Annotated in this window: 23 protein-coding genes; 19 read left to right on the forward strand and 4 right to left on the reverse strand. The window is 71.7% G+C overall.

The window, feature by feature from the left end; genetic code table 11:
• Positions 1 to 12: 12 nt before the first annotated feature.
• Positions 13 to 504: a hypothetical protein gene (locus FL583_RS04355; protein ID WP_142703137.1), complete on the forward strand. Its 492-nt coding sequence runs from the start codon at positions 13 to 15 to the stop codon at positions 502 to 504.
• Here the strand turns inward: FL583_RS04355 and FL583_RS04360 are convergent.
• Entirely contained in the window at positions 494 to 1,444 is a 951-nt protein-coding gene (locus FL583_RS04360; RefSeq protein WP_142703138.1) for a GNAT family N-acetyltransferase, read from the reverse strand. The genes FL583_RS04355 and FL583_RS04360 overlap by 11 nt on opposite strands.
• A 120-nt stretch (positions 1,445 to 1,564) precedes the next feature.
• Between FL583_RS04360 and fdxA the strand changes: the two genes are divergently transcribed.
• Together fdxA and dapC are read left to right on the forward strand one after the other, a co-directional pair.
• Positions 1,565 to 1,891, forward strand: a complete 327-nt coding sequence (gene fdxA, locus FL583_RS04365) for a ferredoxin (protein ID WP_035857536.1) — start codon at positions 1,565 to 1,567, stop codon at positions 1,889 to 1,891.
• Positions 1,888 to 2,973: a succinyldiaminopimelate transaminase gene (gene dapC, locus FL583_RS04370; protein ID WP_142703139.1), complete on the forward strand. Its 1,086-nt coding sequence runs from the start codon at positions 1,888 to 1,890 to the stop codon at positions 2,971 to 2,973. Before fdxA ends, dapC begins: the two co-directional genes overlap by 4 nt.
• Here the strand turns inward: dapC and dapD are convergent.
• On the reverse strand, positions 2,959 to 3,933 hold the full coding sequence (dapD, locus tag FL583_RS04375) for a 2,3,4,5-tetrahydropyridine-2,6-dicarboxylate N-succinyltransferase (protein WP_142703140.1): 975 nt from the start codon (positions 3,931 to 3,933) through the stop codon (positions 2,959 to 2,961). The genes dapC and dapD overlap by 15 nt on opposite strands.
• Before the next feature lie 22 nt (positions 3,934 to 3,955).
• On the opposite strand from dapD, the gene dapE reads away from it, so the two are divergent.
• Genes dapE through FL583_RS04395 form a run of 4 tightly spaced genes read left to right on the forward strand, consistent with a single transcriptional unit; the run spans position 3,956 to position 9,466 of the window.
• Positions 3,956 to 5,017: a succinyl-diaminopimelate desuccinylase gene (dapE, locus tag FL583_RS04380; RefSeq protein ID WP_142703141.1), complete on the forward strand. Its 1,062-nt coding sequence runs from the start codon at positions 3,956 to 3,958 to the stop codon at positions 5,015 to 5,017.
• 31 nt (positions 5,018 to 5,048) lie between these two features.
• Positions 5,049 to 5,825, forward strand: coding sequence for an LOG family protein (locus FL583_RS04385; RefSeq protein ID WP_142703142.1), 777 nt, complete (start codon positions 5,049 to 5,051; stop codon positions 5,823 to 5,825).
• Positions 5,826 to 6,425 (forward strand): LOG family protein, encoded by a 600-nt coding sequence (locus FL583_RS04390; protein ID WP_142703143.1) that lies wholly within the window; start codon positions 5,826 to 5,828, stop codon positions 6,423 to 6,425. It begins immediately after the preceding gene.
• 56 nt (positions 6,426 to 6,481) lie between these two features.
• Positions 6,482 to 9,466: an AfsR/SARP family transcriptional regulator gene (locus FL583_RS04395; RefSeq protein WP_142703144.1), complete on the forward strand. Its 2,985-nt coding sequence runs from the start codon at positions 6,482 to 6,484 to the stop codon at positions 9,464 to 9,466.
• A gap of 7 nt (positions 9,467 to 9,473) precedes the next feature.
• On the opposite strand, the gene FL583_RS42300 is transcribed toward FL583_RS04395, so the two are convergent.
• Positions 9,474 to 9,605, reverse strand: a complete 132-nt coding sequence (locus FL583_RS42300; RefSeq protein ID WP_276611550.1) for a hypothetical protein — start codon at positions 9,603 to 9,605, stop codon at positions 9,474 to 9,476.
• A 205-nt stretch (positions 9,606 to 9,810) separates the two neighbouring features.
• Here FL583_RS42300 and FL583_RS42305 point away from each other — a divergent pair, with 205 nt between their 5' ends.
• The 8 genes from FL583_RS42305 to FL583_RS04415 are packed head-to-tail and all read left to right on the forward strand — an operon-like array spanning position 9,811 to position 14,849.
• Positions 9,811 to 9,942, forward strand: coding sequence for a hypothetical protein (locus FL583_RS42305; protein WP_276611551.1), 132 nt, complete (start codon positions 9,811 to 9,813; stop codon positions 9,940 to 9,942).
• Positions 9,943 to 9,957: 15 nt separating this feature from the next.
• Positions 9,958 to 10,089 (forward strand): hypothetical protein, encoded by a 132-nt coding sequence (locus FL583_RS42310; RefSeq protein WP_276611552.1) that lies wholly within the window; start codon positions 9,958 to 9,960, stop codon positions 10,087 to 10,089.
• Between the two features lie 16 nt (positions 10,090 to 10,105).
• Entirely contained in the window at positions 10,106 to 10,237 is a 132-nt protein-coding gene (locus tag FL583_RS42315) for a hypothetical protein (protein WP_276611553.1), read from the forward strand.
• 25 nt (positions 10,238 to 10,262) lie between these two features.
• Positions 10,263 to 10,394 (forward strand): phenylacetate--CoA ligase, encoded by a 132-nt coding sequence (locus FL583_RS42320; protein WP_142703145.1) that lies wholly within the window; start codon positions 10,263 to 10,265, stop codon positions 10,392 to 10,394.
• 16 nt (positions 10,395 to 10,410) lie between these two features.
• Positions 10,411 to 10,542 (forward strand): hypothetical protein, encoded by a 132-nt coding sequence (locus tag FL583_RS42325; RefSeq protein WP_276611554.1) that lies wholly within the window; start codon positions 10,411 to 10,413, stop codon positions 10,540 to 10,542.
• Positions 10,543 to 10,597: 55 nt separating this feature from the next.
• Positions 10,598 to 11,842, forward strand: coding sequence for an FxsB family cyclophane-forming radical SAM/SPASM peptide maturase (locus FL583_RS04405; protein WP_205751827.1), 1,245 nt, complete (start codon positions 10,598 to 10,600; stop codon positions 11,840 to 11,842).
• Entirely contained in the window at positions 11,839 to 13,617 is a 1,779-nt protein-coding gene (locus tag FL583_RS04410) for an HEXXH motif domain-containing protein (protein WP_142703146.1), read from the forward strand. Before FL583_RS04405 ends, FL583_RS04410 begins: the two co-directional genes overlap by 4 nt.
• Positions 13,614 to 14,849, forward strand: a complete 1,236-nt coding sequence (locus tag FL583_RS04415; RefSeq protein WP_142703147.1) for an MFS transporter — start codon at positions 13,614 to 13,616, stop codon at positions 14,847 to 14,849. Before FL583_RS04410 ends, FL583_RS04415 begins: the two co-directional genes overlap by 4 nt.
• On the opposite strand, the gene folP is transcribed toward FL583_RS04415, so the two are convergent.
• A complete protein-coding gene (folP, locus tag FL583_RS04420) occupies positions 14,846 to 15,709 on the reverse strand; it encodes a dihydropteroate synthase (protein ID WP_142703148.1) in 864 nt (287 codons plus the stop codon). The two genes, FL583_RS04415 and folP, sit on opposite strands and share 4 nt — an antisense overlap.
• 85 nt (positions 15,710 to 15,794) lie before the next feature.
• On the opposite strand from folP, the gene FL583_RS04425 reads away from it, so the two are divergent.
• The 4 genes from FL583_RS04425 (at position 15,795) to FL583_RS04440 (ending at position 17,722) form a co-directional block, all read left to right on the forward strand.
• On the forward strand, positions 15,795 to 16,274 hold the full coding sequence (locus tag FL583_RS04425) for a DivIVA domain-containing protein (protein WP_142703149.1): 480 nt from the start codon (positions 15,795 to 15,797) through the stop codon (positions 16,272 to 16,274).
• Complete coding sequence (locus FL583_RS04430) at positions 16,271 to 16,753, forward strand: SRPBCC family protein (protein ID WP_142703150.1); 483 nt, start codon at positions 16,271 to 16,273, stop codon at positions 16,751 to 16,753. Before FL583_RS04425 ends, FL583_RS04430 begins: the two co-directional genes overlap by 4 nt.
• Positions 16,750 to 17,343, forward strand: a complete 594-nt coding sequence (locus tag FL583_RS04435) for a DNA-3-methyladenine glycosylase I (protein WP_142703151.1) — start codon at positions 16,750 to 16,752, stop codon at positions 17,341 to 17,343. The genes FL583_RS04430 and FL583_RS04435 overlap by 4 nt, the downstream gene beginning before the upstream one ends.
• A gap of 211 nt (positions 17,344 to 17,554) precedes the next feature.
• Positions 17,555 to 17,722, forward strand: coding sequence for a DUF3117 domain-containing protein (locus tag FL583_RS04440; RefSeq protein ID WP_142703152.1), 168 nt, complete (start codon positions 17,555 to 17,557; stop codon positions 17,720 to 17,722).
• The last annotated feature ends 64 nt before the right edge of the window (positions 17,723 to 17,786 follow it).

Genomic DNA, 17,786 nt, shown 5'->3' on the forward strand with positions numbered 1-17,786 from the left:
TAAGTTCCGAGCATGCAGAACAGGTGGGCCCGCGTCGGCGTCGTCGTCGCGGTGCTGGTGGCGGTCAACTTCGGGGCCCGGATCGTGTTGCGGATCGCGAGCGGAGCGAGCGAGGACGCCGAGCTCCGCACCGGCATCGTGACGCTGGCCGCGATGGGCGTGGTGATCGCGGTCGCGTCGTTCCTGACCGCCCGCCGCTACCTGCCCGCGATCACCTCCGGTGACCTGTTCTTCGACGTCGTCGTCACCTCGCTGCTGGTGACGCTGGTCGGCCCGTTCGTCTCGGGCGGGACGCCGTTCGTCGACGGGCCGGGGCAGTGGCTGATCCAAATCCTGGTGTGCGTCGGCGTGCTGCTGGTCGGGGCCGCGCTCGGGGCGTTCCTGGCCATCGCGCTCGGTCTCGACCCGAAGAGCCGGGCCTGGGGCGCCTACGCCAACCAGGTGAAACTCCCGGCCAACGCCAAGCGCCCTGGCAAGGCCCGCACCAAGCCGGTCAAACGCTAGGGCGGTAGTACCGGTAGATGTGGTGCCGGCGGAAGCCGGCCTTGCGGTAGAGGGCCACGGCCGCGGTGTTCTCCGGGTCGACCTGCAGGTAGACGTTCTCCGCCGCGGTCTGCTCGACCACGCCGGCCAGCAGGTGCGTGGCCAGACCGCGGCGACGGTGGGCCGGGTCGACCTCGACCGCGGTGATGCCGAGCCAGCCCTCGTCCACCGACGTCCGGCAGATCGCCAGCGTGGCGCCGTTCTCCCGAATGGACGCGAACCCCGGTGCGGCGCCCTCCACCAGGACTTGTCGCGCGATCGGCGGGAGGGGATTTCCCCGGTACTGATAGGCGGCCAGCCAGGCGTCGTCCGGCTCGTCGTCGACGGTCACCGGGGGCAGCCCGGGGACGCCCGAGCGCCGGAGCGGGGCCGCGCTCGAGACCAGCACCAGCGCACCCCACTGGTCGGCCCAGCCGCGGGCCTCCAGCTCCCGCCGCAGATCGTCGCGGGCCGGGAGCGGCAGCTGGATCGTGGGTGGCAGTTCGCGGGCCGCGTACCACTCGCGAACGGCATCCAGCGCGGCCTCGAGCGGGATGCCGGGATCGCCCAGCGGGAGCACCGAGTTCGCGCGGCCGGTCCAACCCCCGGCCGCCCGCAGCTGCCAGCCGCCCAGCGTCCCGGTGTCGAGCCCGCGCCAGCCCAGCGCGGCGATCCGTTCGAGCTCCAGCGCGTCGACCCGGGCCGGTACCCGCTTGGCCGCCACCACCTCGGCGACCGGCACCGCGACGTCGCCGGCCGCCGTTCTCACCACCACCCGCTGGCGATCCGCGTCCAGCTCGATAAGCTCCCCGAGAAGGTCGCCGAACTGCGGACGACCGTCGTTCTGCTCGCCGGGACCCGGCTCACCGAGAACGCGGCGAACGACGACACGGTGACCGACGTCCGCTGGGCGGAGCGACATCTGAAGACCCACCTCTGCATCAGGTTCCGCAGCCAGCGATACTAGATCCGCTACGGCGGCACTGCTCTGCAGCAATGATCCGAAAGCACAGCCGCCACCGCGCCTGGAAGGACTACCTACGTGACGTACGTCATCGCCGAGCCCTGTGTCGATGTCAAGGACAAGGCGTGCATCGAGGAGTGCCCCGTCGACTGCATCTACGAGGGGGAGCGGATGCTGTACATCCACCCCGACGAGTGCGTCGACTGCGGTGCCTGCGAGCCGGTGTGCCCGGTCGAGGCGATCTTCTACGAGGACGACGTGAAGGAAGAGTGGCGCGAGTACTACAACGCCAACGTCGTCTTCTTCGACGAGATCGGTTCGCCGGGTGGCGCGTCCAAGCTCGGGCTGATCAAGCACGACGCTCCGCTGGTGGCCGCGCTCCCGCCGCAGGAGGGTGAGCACTGAGCATCCAGCTGCCGGACTTCCCGTGGGACACGTTGGCGCCCTACGGGAAGCGGGCGAAGGAACACCCGGACGGCGTCGTCGACCTCTCGATCGGGACGCCGGTCGACCCGACCCCGCCGGTGGTGCGCGACGCGCTGATCGCGGCGGCGGACGCCCCGGGCTACCCGCTCACCGCGGGCACTCCGGCGCTGCGGGACGCGATGACGTCCTGGGTGGCTCAGCGGCTGGCCGCGTCCGCGGACGTCGGGGTGCTGCCGACGATCGGATCGAAAGAGGCCGTGGCCTGGCTGCCGACGCAGCTCGGGCTGGGTCCGTCCGACACCGTGATCTTCCCCGAGCTGGCCTACCCGACGTACGACGTGGGTATCCGGCTGGCCGGGGCCATCGGCGTGCGCTCCGACGCGACCGTGGCCGCCGGGCCGGGTAAGACCGCCGCGATCTGGGTGAACTCGCCGTCGAACCCCACCGGGCGGGTGCTCGGCGTTGCCCACCTGCGCAAGGTGGTGGCCTGGGCGCGCGAGCGGGGCGCGATCGTCATCTCCGACGAGTGCTACGTCGAGCTCGGCTGGGACGTCGAGCCGGTCTCCGTACTGGCCGACGAGGTGTGCGACGGCGACGTCACCGGGCTGCTCGCGGTGCACTCGCTCTCGAAGCGCTCGAATCTGGCCGGATACCGGGCCGGTTTCGTCGCCGGCGACCCGGCGATCGTCGAGCGGTTGCTGGCCGTGCGCAAGCACGGTGGGCTGATCGTGCCGGCACCGGTGCAGGCCGCGATGGTGGCGGCTCTGAGCGACACCGCCCACGTGGCCGAGCAGCGCGAGCGGTACGCCTCGCGACGGGAAGCGCTGCGCGAAGCGCTGGTGACCGCGGGCTTCCGGATCGACCACTCCGAGGCCGGCCTCTACCTCTGGGCCACTCGCGACGAGCCCTGCTGGGACACCGTGTCCTGGCTGGCCGACCGCGGGATCCTGGTCGCCCCGGGCGCGTTCTACGGCCCGGGGGGCTCCCACCACGTGCGGGTGGCGCTCACCGCGACCGACGAGCGCGTCGCGGCCGCGGCGAAGCGCCTAGTTGGCGTGTAGCGCCTCGTTCAGGCCGCCCCAGGAGCGGCCGGCGCGGGGCACGGCCTCCAGGGCTCCGGTCAGCGAGTTACGGCGGAGCAAGATCCCGTCGGCGCCGGACAGCGAGGCCGCCTTCACCACGGACCCGTCCGGGAGCGTCACCTTCGAGCCGGCCGTGACGTAGGTACCGGCCTCGACGACCGAGTCGTTGCCGAGCGGGATGCCCAGGCCCGAGTTCGCCCCGAGCAGGCACCGCTCGCCGATCGAGATCACGGTCGTGCCGCCGCCGGAGAGCGTCCCCATGATCGACGCGCCACCACCGACGTCGGACCCGTCGCCGACGACGACGCCGGCCGAGATCCGGCCCTCGACCATCGACGAGCCGAGCGTGCCCGCGTTGTAGTTGACGAAGCCCTCGTGCATGACCGTGGTGCCGGACGCGAGGTGCGCGCCGAGCCGCACCCGGTCGGCGTCGGCGATCCGGACGCCGGACGGGACCACGTAGTCGGTCATCCGCGGGAACTTGTCGACGCCGTAGACCTCGAAGTGGGTCTTTGCGGCTCGGGCCCGGGCCCGCACGTCTTCGACGGCGGCCACCGCGACCGGCCCGGCCGAGGTCCAGGCCACGTTGGCCAGTACTCCGAAGATGCCGGTCAGGTTCGCCCCGTGCGGCTTGACCAGCCGGTGCGAGAGCAGGTGCAGGCGCAGGTAGGCGTCCGCCGCGTCGACCGGGGCGTCGTCCAGGTCGGTGACCACCGAGATCGCGAAGACCTCGACGCCGCGCACTGGGTCAGGCCCAACCGCACCCGCTAGCTCGGAGCCGAGTACAGCCTCTCCCTGAGCCTTGTCCAGCCGCGCGACGCCGGGGCTTGTCCCTGATACCCCGGGTTCGCCCAGCCCCAACTTCCCGGCCGGGAACCACACGTCGAGAATCTGACCGTCGAACTCGGTCGCCAGGCCTACACCCCAGATGCTGCTCACGGGCCCACGTTAGCGTGGACCCATGACGCTGGACCTCGCCGGTGACCCGGTCGCCCTCACGACGACGCTGGTCGACTTCCGGTCGGAATCCGGTACCGAGCAACCGCTCGCCGACGAGGTCGAACGCGCGCTGGGCGCGCTGAACAGCCTGACCGTGGCCCGCGACGGCGACACGGTCGTGGCCCGCACCGACCTCGGCCGGTCCCACCGGATCATCCTGGCCGGCCACCTCGACACGGTGCCGATCGCCGGCAACGTCCCGTCCCGCCGCGACGGCGACCTGCTCTACGGCTGCGGCACGTCGGACATGAAGAGCGGACTCGCGGTCGCGCTGCACCTCGCCGCCACCGTGCCGGACCCGGCCTTCGACCTCACGGTCGTCGCGTACGACAACGAGGAGGTCGAGGCGTCCAAGAACGGGCTCGGACGGGTCAGCCGCAACCACCCGGAGTGGCTCGCGGCCGACTTCGCGGTGCTGCTCGAGCCCACCGACGGCACGGTCGAGGGCGGCTGCCAGGGCACGCTCAGGGCGCAGGTCACCACCCATGGCAAACGGGCGCACTCGGCCCGGAGCTGGCACGGGGTGAACGCCATCCACGGCGCCGCCGAGATCCTGAACCGCCTCACGGCGTACACCGCGCGGGAGATCGACATCGACGGCTGTCTCTACCGCGAGGGCCTCAACGCGGTCGGAATCTCCGGCGGGGTCGCCGGCAACGTCATCCCCGACCGCTGCGACGTCACGGTCAACTTCCGGTTCGCTCCCGACCGCACCGAGAAGGACGCCGAGGAGCACGTCCGGGAGGTGTTCGAGGGCTTCGAGGTGACGGTCACCGACTCGGCGCCGGGCGCGCTGCCGGGGTTGAGCTCGCCGGCCGCGGTGAGCTTCGTCGAGGCGCTGGATGTGCCGGTCCAGGCCAAACTGGGCTGGACCGACGTCGCCCGGTTCGCCACGCTCGGCGTCCCGGCGGTCAACTTCGGGCCCGGTGACCCGAACCTGGCCCACCAGGCCGGCGAGTACGTCGACGTCCGGAAGATCACGGACGCCGCAGCGGCACTTCGTCGCTACCTGACTGCCGGTTAGCAGTTCCCCCGACCGGGATACCGTGGCCAGCATGAGTAGTCCCGAGCACCAGCGAGGACCGGTCACGCTCCGCCGCAAGCAGGTGCCGTCGAGCACGACCGATCAGCGCCTGCTCGACAACAAGAGCGGCCGGGCCGACTTCATCCACAGCGACACCTGGCGGGTGCTCCGCATCCAGAGCGAGTTCGTCGAGGGCTTCGGCGCGCTGGCCGAGCTGGGTCCGGCGGTCAGCGTGTTCGGCTCGGCCCGGACGCCGGTCGACCACCCCGACTACGCGCTCGCCGAGCAGCTGGCCCGGGCGCTGGTCGAGGCCGGTTTCGCGGTGATCACCGGCGGCGGCCCGGGCACGATGGAGGCCGCCAACAAGGGCGCCAGCGAGGCCGGTGGGGTCAGCGTCGGGCTGGGCATCGAGCTGCCGTTCGAGCAGTCGATGAACAAGTGGGTCGACATCGGCGTCAACTTCCGGTACTTCTTCGCCCGCAAGACGATGTTCGTCAAATACGCCCAGGCGTTCTGCGTCCTGCCCGGCGGGTTCGGCACGCTCGACGAGCTGTTCGAGGCCCTCACGCTGGTGCAGACCCGCAAGGTCACCCGCTTCCCGGTCGTCCTGATCGGCACCCGGTACTGGGGCGGGCTCGTCGACTGGCTGCGCGAGACGATGCTCGCCGACGGCAAGATCTCCGAGCACGACCTCGACCTCATCCAGCTCACCGACGACATCGACGAGGCGGTCGCGGCCGTCCAGTCGGCCGAGAGCCTCGCCGCCGACCAGGCCACCGGCATCGACGAGGCCCCGGTGGAGGCCTGAGTGGCCGCGATCTGCGTCTACTGCGCGTCCTCGACGTCGATCCAGGCGTCGTACGTCGACCTGGCGTACGCGGCCGGCACCGAGCTGGCGGCGCGGGGCCACTCACTCGTCTCCGGCGGCGGACGCGTCTCGATGATGGGCGCGGTGGGGGTCGCGGCCCGGGCCGGGGGAGCACGCACGATCGGCGTCATCCCGGAGGCGCTGAGCAGCCGGGAGATTGCCGACTTCGACTCCGACGAGCTGATCGTCACGACCGGCATGCGCGAGCGCAAGGCCGCGATGGACGACCGCGCCGACGCGTTCCTCGGCCTCCCCGGCGGCATCGGCACGCTCGAAGAGGTGTTCGAGATCTGGACGTCCCGGTCGCTCGGCATGCACGCCAAACCCGTCGTGCTGCTCAACGTCGGCGGGTTCTACGACGGGCTGCTGAACTGGTTGCGCGAGCTCGCCGGCAGCGCGTTCGTGCGCCCGGAGGCCCTGGCCCTGCTGACCGTCGTCGATTCGGTGCCGGCCGCGTTCGACGCGATCGAGGACGGCCTCCGCCACGCGTCCGTGGTCGAGGCCGGGCCGTCCGCTCCGGTGCGTATCAAACCTGAATAAACGCGGACTTGCGGTAACTGGCTCCGACGCAACCGCCCGTTGTGGACGATGTCCCAGTGGGGTTACCGAACTCCGTTGCGCTGCGCCTGCTCGGCGCGGTGAGTCTGCGTACCCCGGAGTCCGAGCACCGGCTCGGGGGCCGGAAAATTCGGATCGTCCTGGCCGCGCTCGGTCTGCGGTTGAATCAGACCGTCCCGGTGTCCCAGCTCATTGCCGACGTCTGGGGTGAGGAGCATCCGGCGACCGCCCGGAACACGGCTCAGGTCTACCTCTCGGGGATTCGGCGGGCGCTGGAGACGACCGGTCACCCGTTCCGCCTCGACCGGCTGCCGGGCGGATACCGGCTGTCCGGGCGTCCCGAGCAGGTCGACTGGCTCCGGTTCGAACTGCTGGTCGGCCGGGCGCGCGCAACCGGCCGGAACGGTGACCACGAGGCCGCGCTCAGCGCGTTGACCGAGGCGCTCGCGCTCTGGGAGGGCGCGCCGCTCGCCGACATCAGCGAGACACCGCTGCACGCCGCCTTCGCGGCCGGAATGGACGGGGCGCACGTCGGGGCGCTCAGCGACCGGTTCGTGGCCGACCTGGCCCTCGGTACCCCCGGCCTCGTCGCGGAGCTCACCGAGCTGGTGCGCGCCCGTCCGCTCGACGAGCAGTTCACCCGGCATCTGATGCACGCCCTGCAGAACGACGGCCGGCGCGCCGAAGCGCTGACGGTCTATGCCGACTTCCGCGAGCGCCTGCTGCGCGAGCAGGGCGTCGAGCCCAGCGTCCGGCTGACCCGCCGCTACCAGGCGATCATCGCCGACGGTGCACCGGAACCGACCGCGGTCCGGTCGCCCGGTCCGGCTGTCGGCCGGTCCGCCGGTGGTGACTTCGTTGGACGTGACGCCGAGCTCGCACGCGTACTCGAGCTGCTCGCGGAGCCCGGCTTGGTGACGCTGACCGGGCCCCCGGGCGTCGGCAAGTCGCGCCTCGCCGCAGAAATCGCAGCGCGAGCCGGAGAAATGGGGCGTTTGCAGCCGCTGATGGTGCGGTTGGACGCGGTTTCGGACGCGGCCGACGTTCTCGCGGCGGTCGCCGATGCCTGCGGGCCGCAGCCGACCGCCGTAGGCCGCCGCTCCGCGCTCGAACGCATCCGGTATTCGCTGGTCGGGACCACTGCCCTGGTGGTGCTGGACAACTGTGAACACGTCGCGGCGGCCTGTGTCGAGCTGTGGGACGAGATCCTCTCCGACGGCACGGTCCGGGTGCTGGCGACGAGCACGCGGCCGTTGCACGCCCACGGCGAGGCGACGGTCCGGCTCGCCCCGCTTGCCGTCCCGCCGCCGGAGGCTGTGAAGGCCGCGCAGATCGCCGGTATCGAATCGGTGGAGTTGTTCTGCGCGCGGGCCCGCGCCCTTCGGCCGGCGTTCGTGCTCACGGACGATCTCGCGCCCGTGGTCAGCGAGATCTGCCGTCTCGTCGAGGGCATCCCGCTCTCGCTGGAGCTGGCCGGTAGCCGCACCCAGGTGCTCAGCCCGGCGGAGCTGGCTGAACGGCTGGGGGATCAGCTCCAGTTGCTCCGTGCGGTGCCGCGCCGGCCGGACGACCGGCACGATTCGCTGGTGTCCGCGGTCGCGGCGGCGGTGTCGCCCCTCGACGTCGCCGAACGGACGCTGTTCGCGCGGCTCGCGGTGTTCTGCGACTCGTTCACGCTCCGGGCGGCCGAAGCGGTGGCTCCGCCGGGCACGCCGGTGATCGACGTCCTGCACAGCCTGGTCGACGCGTCCCTGATCGTCGCCGACGTGTCGGGCCGGGAGAGCCGGTACCGGATGCTGGAGCCGGTGCGTCAGTTCGGCCGGTCGATCCTCGGGCCGGCCGAGGTCGCGGACGCCGACGAGCGTCGGACGGCGTACCTGCTCGACTTGGCGATGCGCGCGGCGGAGGCACACAGCGGCCCGGACCGAGTGGTGTGGCGGCGCCGCCTCGACGACATGCGTCAGGACTTCCGCCGGACGCTGGACGACGCGGTGCGGACCGGCCGCCTGGACGTGGCCCTGCCGCTGTCGGCCGCGCTCTGGTGGTGGTGGTCGAACGATCCGCAGGTCGGGTTGGAGTGGTACCGCCGGGTGCTGACCGTCGCCGGATCCGCGGCCGAACCGGCACCGTCCGACCTGCTACTCGCGGCCCAGCTGTCGGCCGCGGTGATCGCGTCGTACGTCGTGCTTCCGGAAGCGCTGAACTACGCCAGGGAGGCCGAGGCGACCGCGGATCGGCTGGCCGACGACGGCGGCCGGATGCGTGCCCTGCAGCACCAGGCGGACATCGCGCTGGAGCTGGGAGACCTCGATACCGCCCGGGACGCCGCCGACGAGGCCTGGCGGCTGGCCACGGACCTGGGCGATCCGTGGGCCACCGGGCGGTGCGGCTTGTCGGTCGCCTACAACCACCTGGCGGCCGGGGCCACCGAGGCCGCCGCGCGCTGGGCGACCGAGGCCGAACAGTGCTTCGCCCGGGCGGGCGACGACGGCGGTCGGGCCGACGCGCGGCTGCTGCTCGGCGAGGTACTGCTGGTCGGTGGCTCGGCGATCGAGGCGGAGGCCGTGCTCGACGACGTGCTCGGGGTCTTCCGCGGACACGAGAACGAGGAGCAGGTCGCTCGAGCGGCGGCGTTGCTGGCCGACGCCGTGTCCCGGCGCAGTGCTCGATCCGATGCGGCCGACCTGATGGAGGACGCGTTCGACCACCATGCCGAGATCGGGCATCCGTGGGCGATCGCCCACGACCTCGACGTGGCGGCGGCGATCTGCGCGGGTCAGAACGCGATGCGGAACGCTGCGGTGCTGCTCGGCGCGGCCGACGCCGTCCGGTCATCGGCCGGGGCGGTGACGACCCCGCACGACGACGCCCGGCGGAGCGGCGTGCTGGCAGCCTGCGAACGCGTGCTGGGACACCGCGGCGCGCGCGAGGCGATGCGGACGGGTGCGGGCAAGGACGTGTCGTCGGCGATCGGATATGCCCGCTCGGTGCTGCGCCGGCCGGCCGAGACGTCCGTCGCCTGAACGAGTTCTACGGGGGGTTGAAGACCCACTTGTTGGGGTCGGGGAGCGCCGACGCGGGAGCGGCGGCCACGCCTATCCCCACGGCGGCGGTGACCAGGACGACCAACGCGCGAAAGGCCAGCTTCCTCAGCGTTGCCATGACTCTCCATTCCAAGGCGGTCGGGTTCCGAGACTAAACGCGCTTCCGCCGCCTTTGGAACCCCGATCGCTTTTCAGGATTTCTTCAGAGTGCTTTCACGGTATCGGCGTGCGGCTTTAGAACATTTCAGGATGTGCGCTCGGATCTTTCGGTGCGGTCGGGAATGAATACGGTGAGTCTCGACCCACGAGAGGAGGTGAACACGATGCTGGATCTCGAACTGATCGAGTCGGCCGCGCTGGAGGCAGTTCCGCCCGTACTCGCCGGTGAGCTGTCCGACGACGCCCTGGAGCCGAGCGAGCGGACCGAGAACATCGCCTTCACGAGTTTTGCCTGAGCGAAGGAGTCTGCCGTGCTGGATCTGGAGTTGATCGGGGACGCCGAGCTCGTCCCGCTGTCGGCCGCGCTGGCCGAAGAAATCGCCGACGTGGATTCGATGCCGGGTGAGCGCTCGGAATCCATCGGATTCAACAGCTTTCTCTAGTCGTCAGGAGAATCGAATGCTGAACCTCGAGTTCATCGAAGACATTCTTCTGGACGAACTGCCGGACGTCCTGGCCGGCGAGCTGGCCGAGCTGGACGCACCGGTCGGCGACGAATGCAAGTCGATCGGTTTCGGAAACTTCGTCTGAGCGGTATCCGAGAAAGGAAAATCGAATGCTGAACCTCGAAGTCATCGACGACGTCCGACTCGACGAGCTGCCGGAGGGTCTGGCCGGCGAGCTGGTGGAGACCACTTCGACGCTCGGAGAGCAGACGAACATGGTCGCCTTCGGCAGCTTCGTCTGATCGCGAGGGAGGGCGAATGCTCGACCTCGACCGGATCGACGAGGTCTCCCTGGACGCGGTCCCGGAGGCAATCGCCGGCGAGCTGATCGATGCCGACGTCGCAGTGGGCGACGGCATGGACTGGATCGCCTGGAGCAGCTTCATCTGATCGGCATTCCCGGCCCGGGCAGCTGCCCGGGCCGGGACTCTTCGAGGGAGCGAAGATGGTTGCGATCGACCTGATGTCGCCGGCGCCCCGGCCGACCGGGGAATGGCCGACGGACCTCCTGGACGTCGACGGCCGGCTTCGGACCGGCTGGCGTCCGGAGCCGTTCACCGAGTTCGTCGTCAAAGTGCACAGCCGGTGCAACCTGGCCTGCGACTACTGCTACATGTACGAAATGGCCGACCAGAGCTGGCGGTCCCAGCCGGTCGTGATGTCCGAGCGCGTGATGAACCAGGTGTGCGAGCGGATCGCCGAACACGCGGCCGCCCACGATCTCCCCGCGGTCCAGGTCGTCCTGCACGGCGGCGAGCCGCTGCTGGCCGGTCCCTCGGCGATCCGCCGGTTCGTCCGCCGGGCCCGCGAGGTCGCCGGCCCGACCCGGGTCGGGTTCGGCGTCCAGACCAACGGCATCCTGCTCACGCCGGAGTTCCTCGACCTGTTCGGCGAGTACGACGTCCGGGTCGGCGTCAGCCTCGACGGTGACGAGGCCGGGCAGGACCGGCACCGCCGCTACACGAACGGGCGCGGTAGCTACGACCGCGTCGCGGCCGGGCTGCGCCTGCTGACCTCCGACGAGTACCGCCCGCTGTTCAGCGGCCTGCTCTGCACGGTCGACGTCGACAACGACCCGATCGCGACCTATCGGGAGATGGCCGGCTGGGCGCCGCCCAAGCTCGACTACCTGCTCCCGCACGGAAACTGGGAGACCCCGCCGCCGCGCCGGACCCCGGACCCGTCGTCGACGCCCTACGCCGACTGGCTCATCCCGATCTTCGACCACTGGTACGACGCTCCGCGCCCGGCGCCACGCGTCCGGATGTTCGGCGCGATCATGCGGACGCTGCTCGGCCGGGCGGTGGCGACCGAGCACGTAGGGCTCGCGCCGATCCGGCTGCTGGTGATCGAGACCGACGGGACGCTCCAGCAGGTCGACACACTCAAGAGCACTTATGCGGGCGCCCCGGAGACCGGCCTGAACGTCGCGGGCAACGCGCTCGACGACGCGCTGCTGCACCCGTCGATCGTCGCCAGGCAGATCGGCGTCGACGCCCTCGGCCCGACCTGCCGGGCCTGCTCCCTGCGCGACGTCTGCGGCGGCGGCGACTATCCGCACCGGTACCGGCCGAACTCCGGGTTCCGGCACCCGTCGGTGTACTGCCCGGACCTGATGCGGCTGATCACGCACGTCAAGAACCGGTTGGAATCCGACCTGCTGGCCGCACGAAAGGAGTCTCGATCATGAGCGCACCGACCCGACCCGCACCGGCTGACGGCCTGGCGACGGCTCTCGCGGACGGCAGCGAGCCCGCGGCGACCGTGAACCGGCTGTACTCCGGTCAGCTGCGGTTACGGACCGGCCGGCTCCGTGCGCTGGTCGCCCGGGCCGTCGCGCTCGACCCCGACGGCGCGCGCGACGCGTTCCTCGAGGAGAGCTACGCCGCACTCCGCGAGCTCCAGCAGACCCATCCCCGGGTCGTGACCGCGCTGCTGCTGTACCCGCACGTCGGCGCCTGGCTGGCCGAGAGCCTCCGGCGCCTCGACCCCGGCCGGCCCTCCGACGAGACCCCGGAGGCGCAGCTCGGCTACCTCTCCGCGCTGGTCGCGGCGGCCGTACTCCGTGCGGACGCCGAGCTGAGCGTGCCGTTGGCGATCGAGGAACCGGGCCGGGTCGTGCTGCCCGCGGTGGGGACCTGCCTGCTGCCGGCCGGGACGGCGTCCGCCTGGAGGTTGGCGGGACGGCGGATCACCGACGGCCAGCACGAGGTCGCACTCCCGGCGGACCTGTCCGCGGAGACGGACGAGTGGAAGCCGGTCCGGCGGTTGCGGTCCGACCACGGGAGCCCGATCGACGTCGCGTTCGACGAACAGGACCCGGCGCGCAGCTGCGGCCCGACGCTGACGCTCGCGCCCCGGGCCGACGCGGCCGAATGGGAGGCCTGGCAGCAGGCGTTCGACGAGGCCTGGGCCATGCTGCTGGCGGAGCAGCCCGGCTACGCGGAGGAGATCCGGGCCGGACTGCAGTGCCTCGTGCCGCTGGCCTCGCTGGGAGGCGGACGCAGCTCCAGCCTCACGGTCGGCGACGCGTTCGGCTCGGTCGTCACGACGCCGCCGGCGAACGGCGGTGCCCTGGCCCTGACACTCATCCACGAGACCCAGCACGGGAAGCTCTCGGCGCTGCTCGACCTCGAGCCGCTCTATCGAGCCGACTCCGACGACCGCTTCTACGCACCCTGGCGGGACGACCCGCGGCCGTTCGGAGCCGTGCTCCAGGGGGTCTACGCGCACCTCGGCGTGGCGAACTTCTGGCGGGTCCACCGCTGGGCCGCCGACGGCGACGACGCGACGCTCGCGCACATGGAGTTCACCCGGTGGCGGCAGCAGACCGAGGAGGCGGCGGCCGAACTCGCCCGGGCCGACGTCGTGACGGAATCCGGGCTGGCGTTCCTGGACGTGATCTCCGGGCGGCTGGCCGAGTGGGGCACCGAGCCGGTGCCCGGATCGGCCGACGAACTCGCGGCCGCGGCCCGGTTCGAGCACCGGATCGGCTGGCGGCTGCGGAACCTGGAACTGGACGCAGCCCGGCTCGCCGATGCGATCCGCCGCGAGCCGATCACCCCGCTGCCCGAGCCGGTCGCGGCGACCGCGAAGCAGTCCGGTCCGACCGGCGTGTGGAGCGCGCGGCTCCGGCTGATGTACGCCGGAGTCACCCAGCCCGACCTGTACGAACGTCTGCGCAGCGGCGAGCAGGCGCTGGACGTGGAGGCGTCCGACGCCGATCTGGCGTGCCTCGTCGGCGATTACGCGACGGCCGAACCGGCCTACGAGGCGCAGATCGCCGACGGCGGATCCTGGGAGGCGTGGGTCGGGCTCGTCCACTGTTATCCGCAGACCCGGCCGGGGCCGGCCGCCGAGTTCTTCCGGGCCCGACCCGAGGTGGTGGCCTCGGTGTACGAGGAGTTGGCCGGGCAGTTGCCGCCGTACGAGGTGGCCCGGAGGCTGGCGGTGCTGCTGCCGTGAACTCCTGGCGACGGGACTTCCATCTGCTCTGGACGGGGACGACGCTGACCCAGCTCGGCGGGTCGGGGTCGATCTTCGTCTACCCACTGCTGGCCCTGGCGCTGACCGGTTCTCCCGTGTTCGCGGGCTGGGTGGTGTGCGCGGGGATGGTGCCGGCGACGATCCTCTACCTGCCCGCCGGCGTCCTCGCCGACCGGCTCGACCGGCGGACGCTGTTGATCGTCAGCGCCGGTGTCCGCGGCGTGGCCGCGCTGACCCTGCCGCTGACGCTCGGGACCGGGCACGGATGGGCGTGGCTGCTGCCTTTGGTCGCGTTCGTCGACGGCACCTGTTCGACGGTGTACGCGACGACCGAGGCGTCGTTCGTCCCCCGACTGGTGCCACCGGACGCGCTCTCCGGGGCCATCGCCCGGAACGAGGCCCGGTTCCATCTGGCCACGCTGCTCGGGCGGCCCCTCGGTGGGTTGTTGTTCGGCCTGGCCCAGATCCTGCCGTTCGTGCTGAACGCGGTCTCCGGCGTAGCGGCGGCGGTGCTGGCCGCGCTCGTTCGCGGTCCGCGCGGTTCCACGCGCGGTGAGCTCTCGTTCGCGAGTATCCGGACCGACCTGCGGGACGGGCTGGTCTGGGTGGCCCGGCACCCGTTGATCCGGCTCTCGATCACCCACGACACGCTGCAGAACTTCCTCATGCAGGCGGTCGGGTTGACCGTGATCGCGCGGGCGGTCGGCGACGGTGTGCCGGGGTGGTTGATCGGCATCGCGATGGCGGCCGGTGGAGCGGGCGGCGTGCTCGGCGCCTGGGTCGCTCCGTCCACGCTGCGAGGGCGCAGCGTCCGCCAGGTGCTGGTCGCGGTGGCCTGGGGATGGGCGCTGTTCGCCGGCCTGGTGACCGCGTTGCCGCAGGCCGGGGCCCTGATCGGGGCGTTCGTGCTGTACGGGCTGGTCGCCGCCCACACGAACGTGGCGATGGTGAACTACCAGGCCCGGGAGGTGCCGCCGGAACTGCTCGGGCGGGTCGTGAGCGTCGATCGATTCCTGTCGATGGGGATGGTGCCGCTCGGTGCGCTGGTGGCCGGGTACGCGCTGCCGGCGATCGGCGCCGAGTGGACGCTGCTGGCGCTGGCCGCGGCCGGTGCGCTCTGGGCCGTGGTGCTGACCGTGGTGCTCCGCGGCCTGCCGGCCGGCGTCCCCGCGGTGCCGGCTCCGGCGGCGGCGGAACCCGTGCCCGCCTAGGCCAGCCCCCGACGCGTGAAGGCGGGCGGCCGGGTGCCGCGGATCGACGCGACCATGTCCAGGGTCCGGCGGGTCGCCCGGACGTCGTGGGCCCGGAACACCCGAGCCCCGAGCCAGGCGCTGACCGCGGTCGCGGCGAGCGTTCCCTCGAGGCGGTCGTCCACCGGCAGGTCGAGCGTCTCGCCGACGAAGTCCTTCCGGGAGAGCGCCACCAGCACCGGCCACCCGGTCGCGACCAGCGCCTCCAGCTCGCGGGTGAGCGTCAGCGAGTGCCAGGTGTTCTTGCCGAAGTCGTGCGCCGGGTCGATCAAGATGCCGTCGGCGCGGACGCCGGCCGCCACGGCGCCCTCGGCCAGCCGCGTCACCGTGCTCACGACGTCGGCCACGACGTCGGGAAACGTCGGACGGTGAGGACGGGAGCGGGGGGTCAGCCCACCGGCGTGGGAGCAGATGAGCGCGGCGCCAGTGTCGGCGGCGACCCGGGCCAGGCCCGGGTCGGCACCCGACCAGGTGTCGTTGAGCAGGTCGGCGCCGGCCTCGACGGCGGCCGCGCCGACCTCGGCGCGCCAGGTGTCGATGCTGATCACGAGCTCGGGGTGGCGGGCCCGGACCTCCCGGATCAACGGAACCGTCCGCCTGGCCTCCTCGGCCGCGTCCACGTCGGCGCCCGGGCCGGCCTTCACCCCGCCGATGTCGACGATGTCCGCGCCGTCGCGCACGGCCGCCTCCACGGCGGCCAGCGCGGCCTCGTCGGTGAACGTGGCGCCCCGGTCGTAGAACGAATCCGGTGTGCGGTTGACGATGGCCATGACCAGCAACTGGGTGTCGTCGTAGCGGTGGGCGCCGAGCCTGAGTGGCATGACGCCATTCTGCGCTGCCGGTGTGTTCCCCGCTTTGTGGGCGTCTGACCGCATGGGCGCGTGACACACGTGCCACGATGCGGGGGTGGGAAGCTTCCTCCTCATCGTCGTGGCCGCGATCATCCTGGCCGGCATCATCTTCGGTGCCGCCGCGTTCACGCTGGGCCGTGATCGCGGGCTGACCCCGCCCCGGCCGGACGGCGTGCCGTTCGACCTGCCGGCCGACCGCCCGCTCGAGCGGGCCGACGTCGACCAGCTGCGGTTCGACACCGGCCTGCGCGGCTACCGGATGGACCAGGTCGACGACCTGCTGGCCCGCATCGCCGACGACTTCGACTTCCTGCACACCCGGATCATCGATCTGGAGGACCAGCTCGCGGCCCGTCGCGGCGACGGCGAGGACGACGAACGCCCGTTCGAGTTCCCGTGGGCGAACGAGGAGGCGGCCGCCGAGCCGTCCGCGACCGTGGATGAAGATTCGCTGGTGCCCGAGCAACAGCAATCTTCCACTGAACCGGCTCCGGCTGCCCCGGCCGAGGCGTCCGCGGCGGAGAAGGCCCGATGACGCTTCCGGCGGTGCCGGCCGACCTCGCCCGTCCCGGACCGGGGACGCTCACCGTCCGGGTCATGGTCGACGCCGACATCGAGACCGCGTTCGCCGCTGCGACCGACTGGCCGGCCCAGGCCCGCTGGATCCCGCTGACGTCGGTGAAGGTCGTCGAAGGCGACGGACGCAGCCTGGGCAGCGTCGTACACGCGTTCACCGGCATCGGCCGGGTGGGCTTCCTCGACGTGTTCACGGTCGTCGGCTGGGATCCGCCGCACAGCGTCCAGGTCGTGCACACCGGGCGGCTGATCCGGGGCCCGGGCGCGTTCCACCTCACCGAGTACGGGCGTCAGCGCACCGAGTTCGCCTGGAGCGAGGAGCTGTACCTCCCGTTCGGCCGGGCCGGTGAGGTCGCCTGGGCGGTGGCCCGCCCGCTGGCCGCGGCCGCGCTCAAGGCCGGCCTGCGGCGCTTCGCCCGGTACGTGGTCTCCCGATGACCGACGAGCTCACGCTCGCCGAGACCGGGCTGGTCCGGGGCGAGGACGGCGCGCTGCGCTGCTTCTGGGCCGGTTCGACCGAGGACTACGTCGCCTACCACGACGACGAGTGGGGCCGCCGCCTGACCGGCGACGACGCGCTCTTCGAGCGCGTCAGCCTGGAGGCGTTCCAGTCCGGGCTGTCGTGGATCACGATCCTCCGCCGCCGGGAGGGCTTCCGGCGTGCGTTCGCCGGCTTCTCGATCGCCGCGGTGGCCGAATTCGACGATTCGGACGTCGAGCGCCTGCTCGCCGACGCCGGAATCATTCGCAACCGGGCCAAGATCGAGGCCGCGATCACGAACGCCAGGCTCGCGGCCGAGCTCCCGGAGGGGCTGTCCGCGCTGCTCTGGTCGTTCGCGCCGCCGCCGAGGCCGCGCCCGCGCAGCCGGGCCGACGTCCCGTCGACGACCCCGGAATCCGTGGCGATGGCCAAGAACCTCCGCAAGCGGGGTTTCCGGTTCGTCGGGCCGACCACCGCGTACGCGCTCATGCAGGCAACCGGTATGGTCGATGACCACATTCAGGGCTGTTCGGTAGGCGCGACGTAGCCGCGGAGACCCCGTCGGAACCGTGCCCGGCCTCTTTTGTGCAGGTCCGACGCGTGCTTGTCCACTGTGTTTAGCCGGGTCGAGTTTGGGACGCCAGCAGGTATGGGCGAGAATAAGACAGTAGTGAGATGTCCCGGGCACGTGAGATCCAGCGAGCCTGCAAGGCGTGACCAGAGTTTCACCGACGGTCACCGGTCGAGGGGAGCATGAGATGGCGGCCATGAAGCCGCGGACGGGTGACGGTCCGCTCGAAGTCACCAAGGAGGGCCGCGGCATCGTGATGCGCGTACCACTCGAGGGTGGCGGTCGTCTCGTCGTCGAGATGAATGCCGACGAGGCCAGCGCGCTCGGGGACGCTCTGAAGAACGTCGTGGGTTAGTCGCCCACGGGCAGCCGGCCCAGGCCAGTCAGGCCGGGCCGGCTGTCGTTTGCGTTGGTAACTG

Source organism: Cryptosporangium phraense, from assembly GCF_006912135.1.
Taxonomy (GTDB): domain Bacteria; phylum Actinomycetota; class Actinomycetes; order Mycobacteriales; family Cryptosporangiaceae; genus Cryptosporangium; species Cryptosporangium phraense.

Excerpts from the sequence above, each read along its gene's own strand:
- dapE (WP_142703141.1), top strand. The coding sequence starts at position 3,956 with ATGACGCTGGACCTCGCCGGTGACCCGGTCGCCCTCACGACGACGCTG.
- FL583_RS04355 (WP_142703137.1), top strand. The coding sequence starts at position 13 with ATGCAGAACAGGTGGGCCCGCGTCGGCGTCGTCGTCGCGGTGCTGGTG.
- FL583_RS04435 (WP_142703151.1), top strand. The coding sequence starts at position 16,750 with ATGACCGACGAGCTCACGCTCGCCGAGACCGGGCTGGTCCGGGGCGAG.
- FL583_RS04385 (WP_142703142.1), top strand. The coding sequence starts at position 5,049 with ATGAGTAGTCCCGAGCACCAGCGAGGACCGGTCACGCTCCGCCGCAAG.
- FL583_RS42300 (WP_276611550.1), bottom strand. The coding sequence starts at position 9,605 with ATGGCAACGCTGAGGAAGCTGGCCTTTCGCGCGTTGGTCGTCCTGGTC.
- FL583_RS42320 (WP_142703145.1), top strand. The coding sequence starts at position 10,263 with ATGCTGAACCTCGAAGTCATCGACGACGTCCGACTCGACGAGCTGCCG.
- FL583_RS42315 (WP_276611553.1), top strand. The coding sequence starts at position 10,106 with ATGCTGAACCTCGAGTTCATCGAAGACATTCTTCTGGACGAACTGCCG.
- FL583_RS04430 (WP_142703150.1), top strand. The coding sequence starts at position 16,271 with ATGACGCTTCCGGCGGTGCCGGCCGACCTCGCCCGTCCCGGACCGGGG.
- FL583_RS42325 (WP_276611554.1), top strand. The coding sequence starts at position 10,411 with ATGCTCGACCTCGACCGGATCGACGAGGTCTCCCTGGACGCGGTCCCG.
- FL583_RS04405 (WP_205751827.1), top strand. The coding sequence starts at position 10,598 with ATGGTTGCGATCGACCTGATGTCGCCGGCGCCCCGGCCGACCGGGGAA.
- FL583_RS04440 (WP_142703152.1), top strand. The coding sequence starts at position 17,555 with ATGGCGGCCATGAAGCCGCGGACGGGTGACGGTCCGCTCGAAGTCACC.
- folP (WP_142703148.1), bottom strand. The coding sequence starts at position 15,709 with ATGCCACTCAGGCTCGGCGCCCACCGCTACGACGACACCCAGTTGCTG.
- FL583_RS42305 (WP_276611551.1), top strand. The coding sequence starts at position 9,811 with ATGCTGGATCTCGAACTGATCGAGTCGGCCGCGCTGGAGGCAGTTCCG.
- FL583_RS04360 (WP_142703138.1), bottom strand. The coding sequence starts at position 1,444 with ATGTCGCTCCGCCCAGCGGACGTCGGTCACCGTGTCGTCGTTCGCCGC.
- FL583_RS04410 (WP_142703146.1), top strand. The coding sequence starts at position 11,839 with ATGAGCGCACCGACCCGACCCGCACCGGCTGACGGCCTGGCGACGGCT.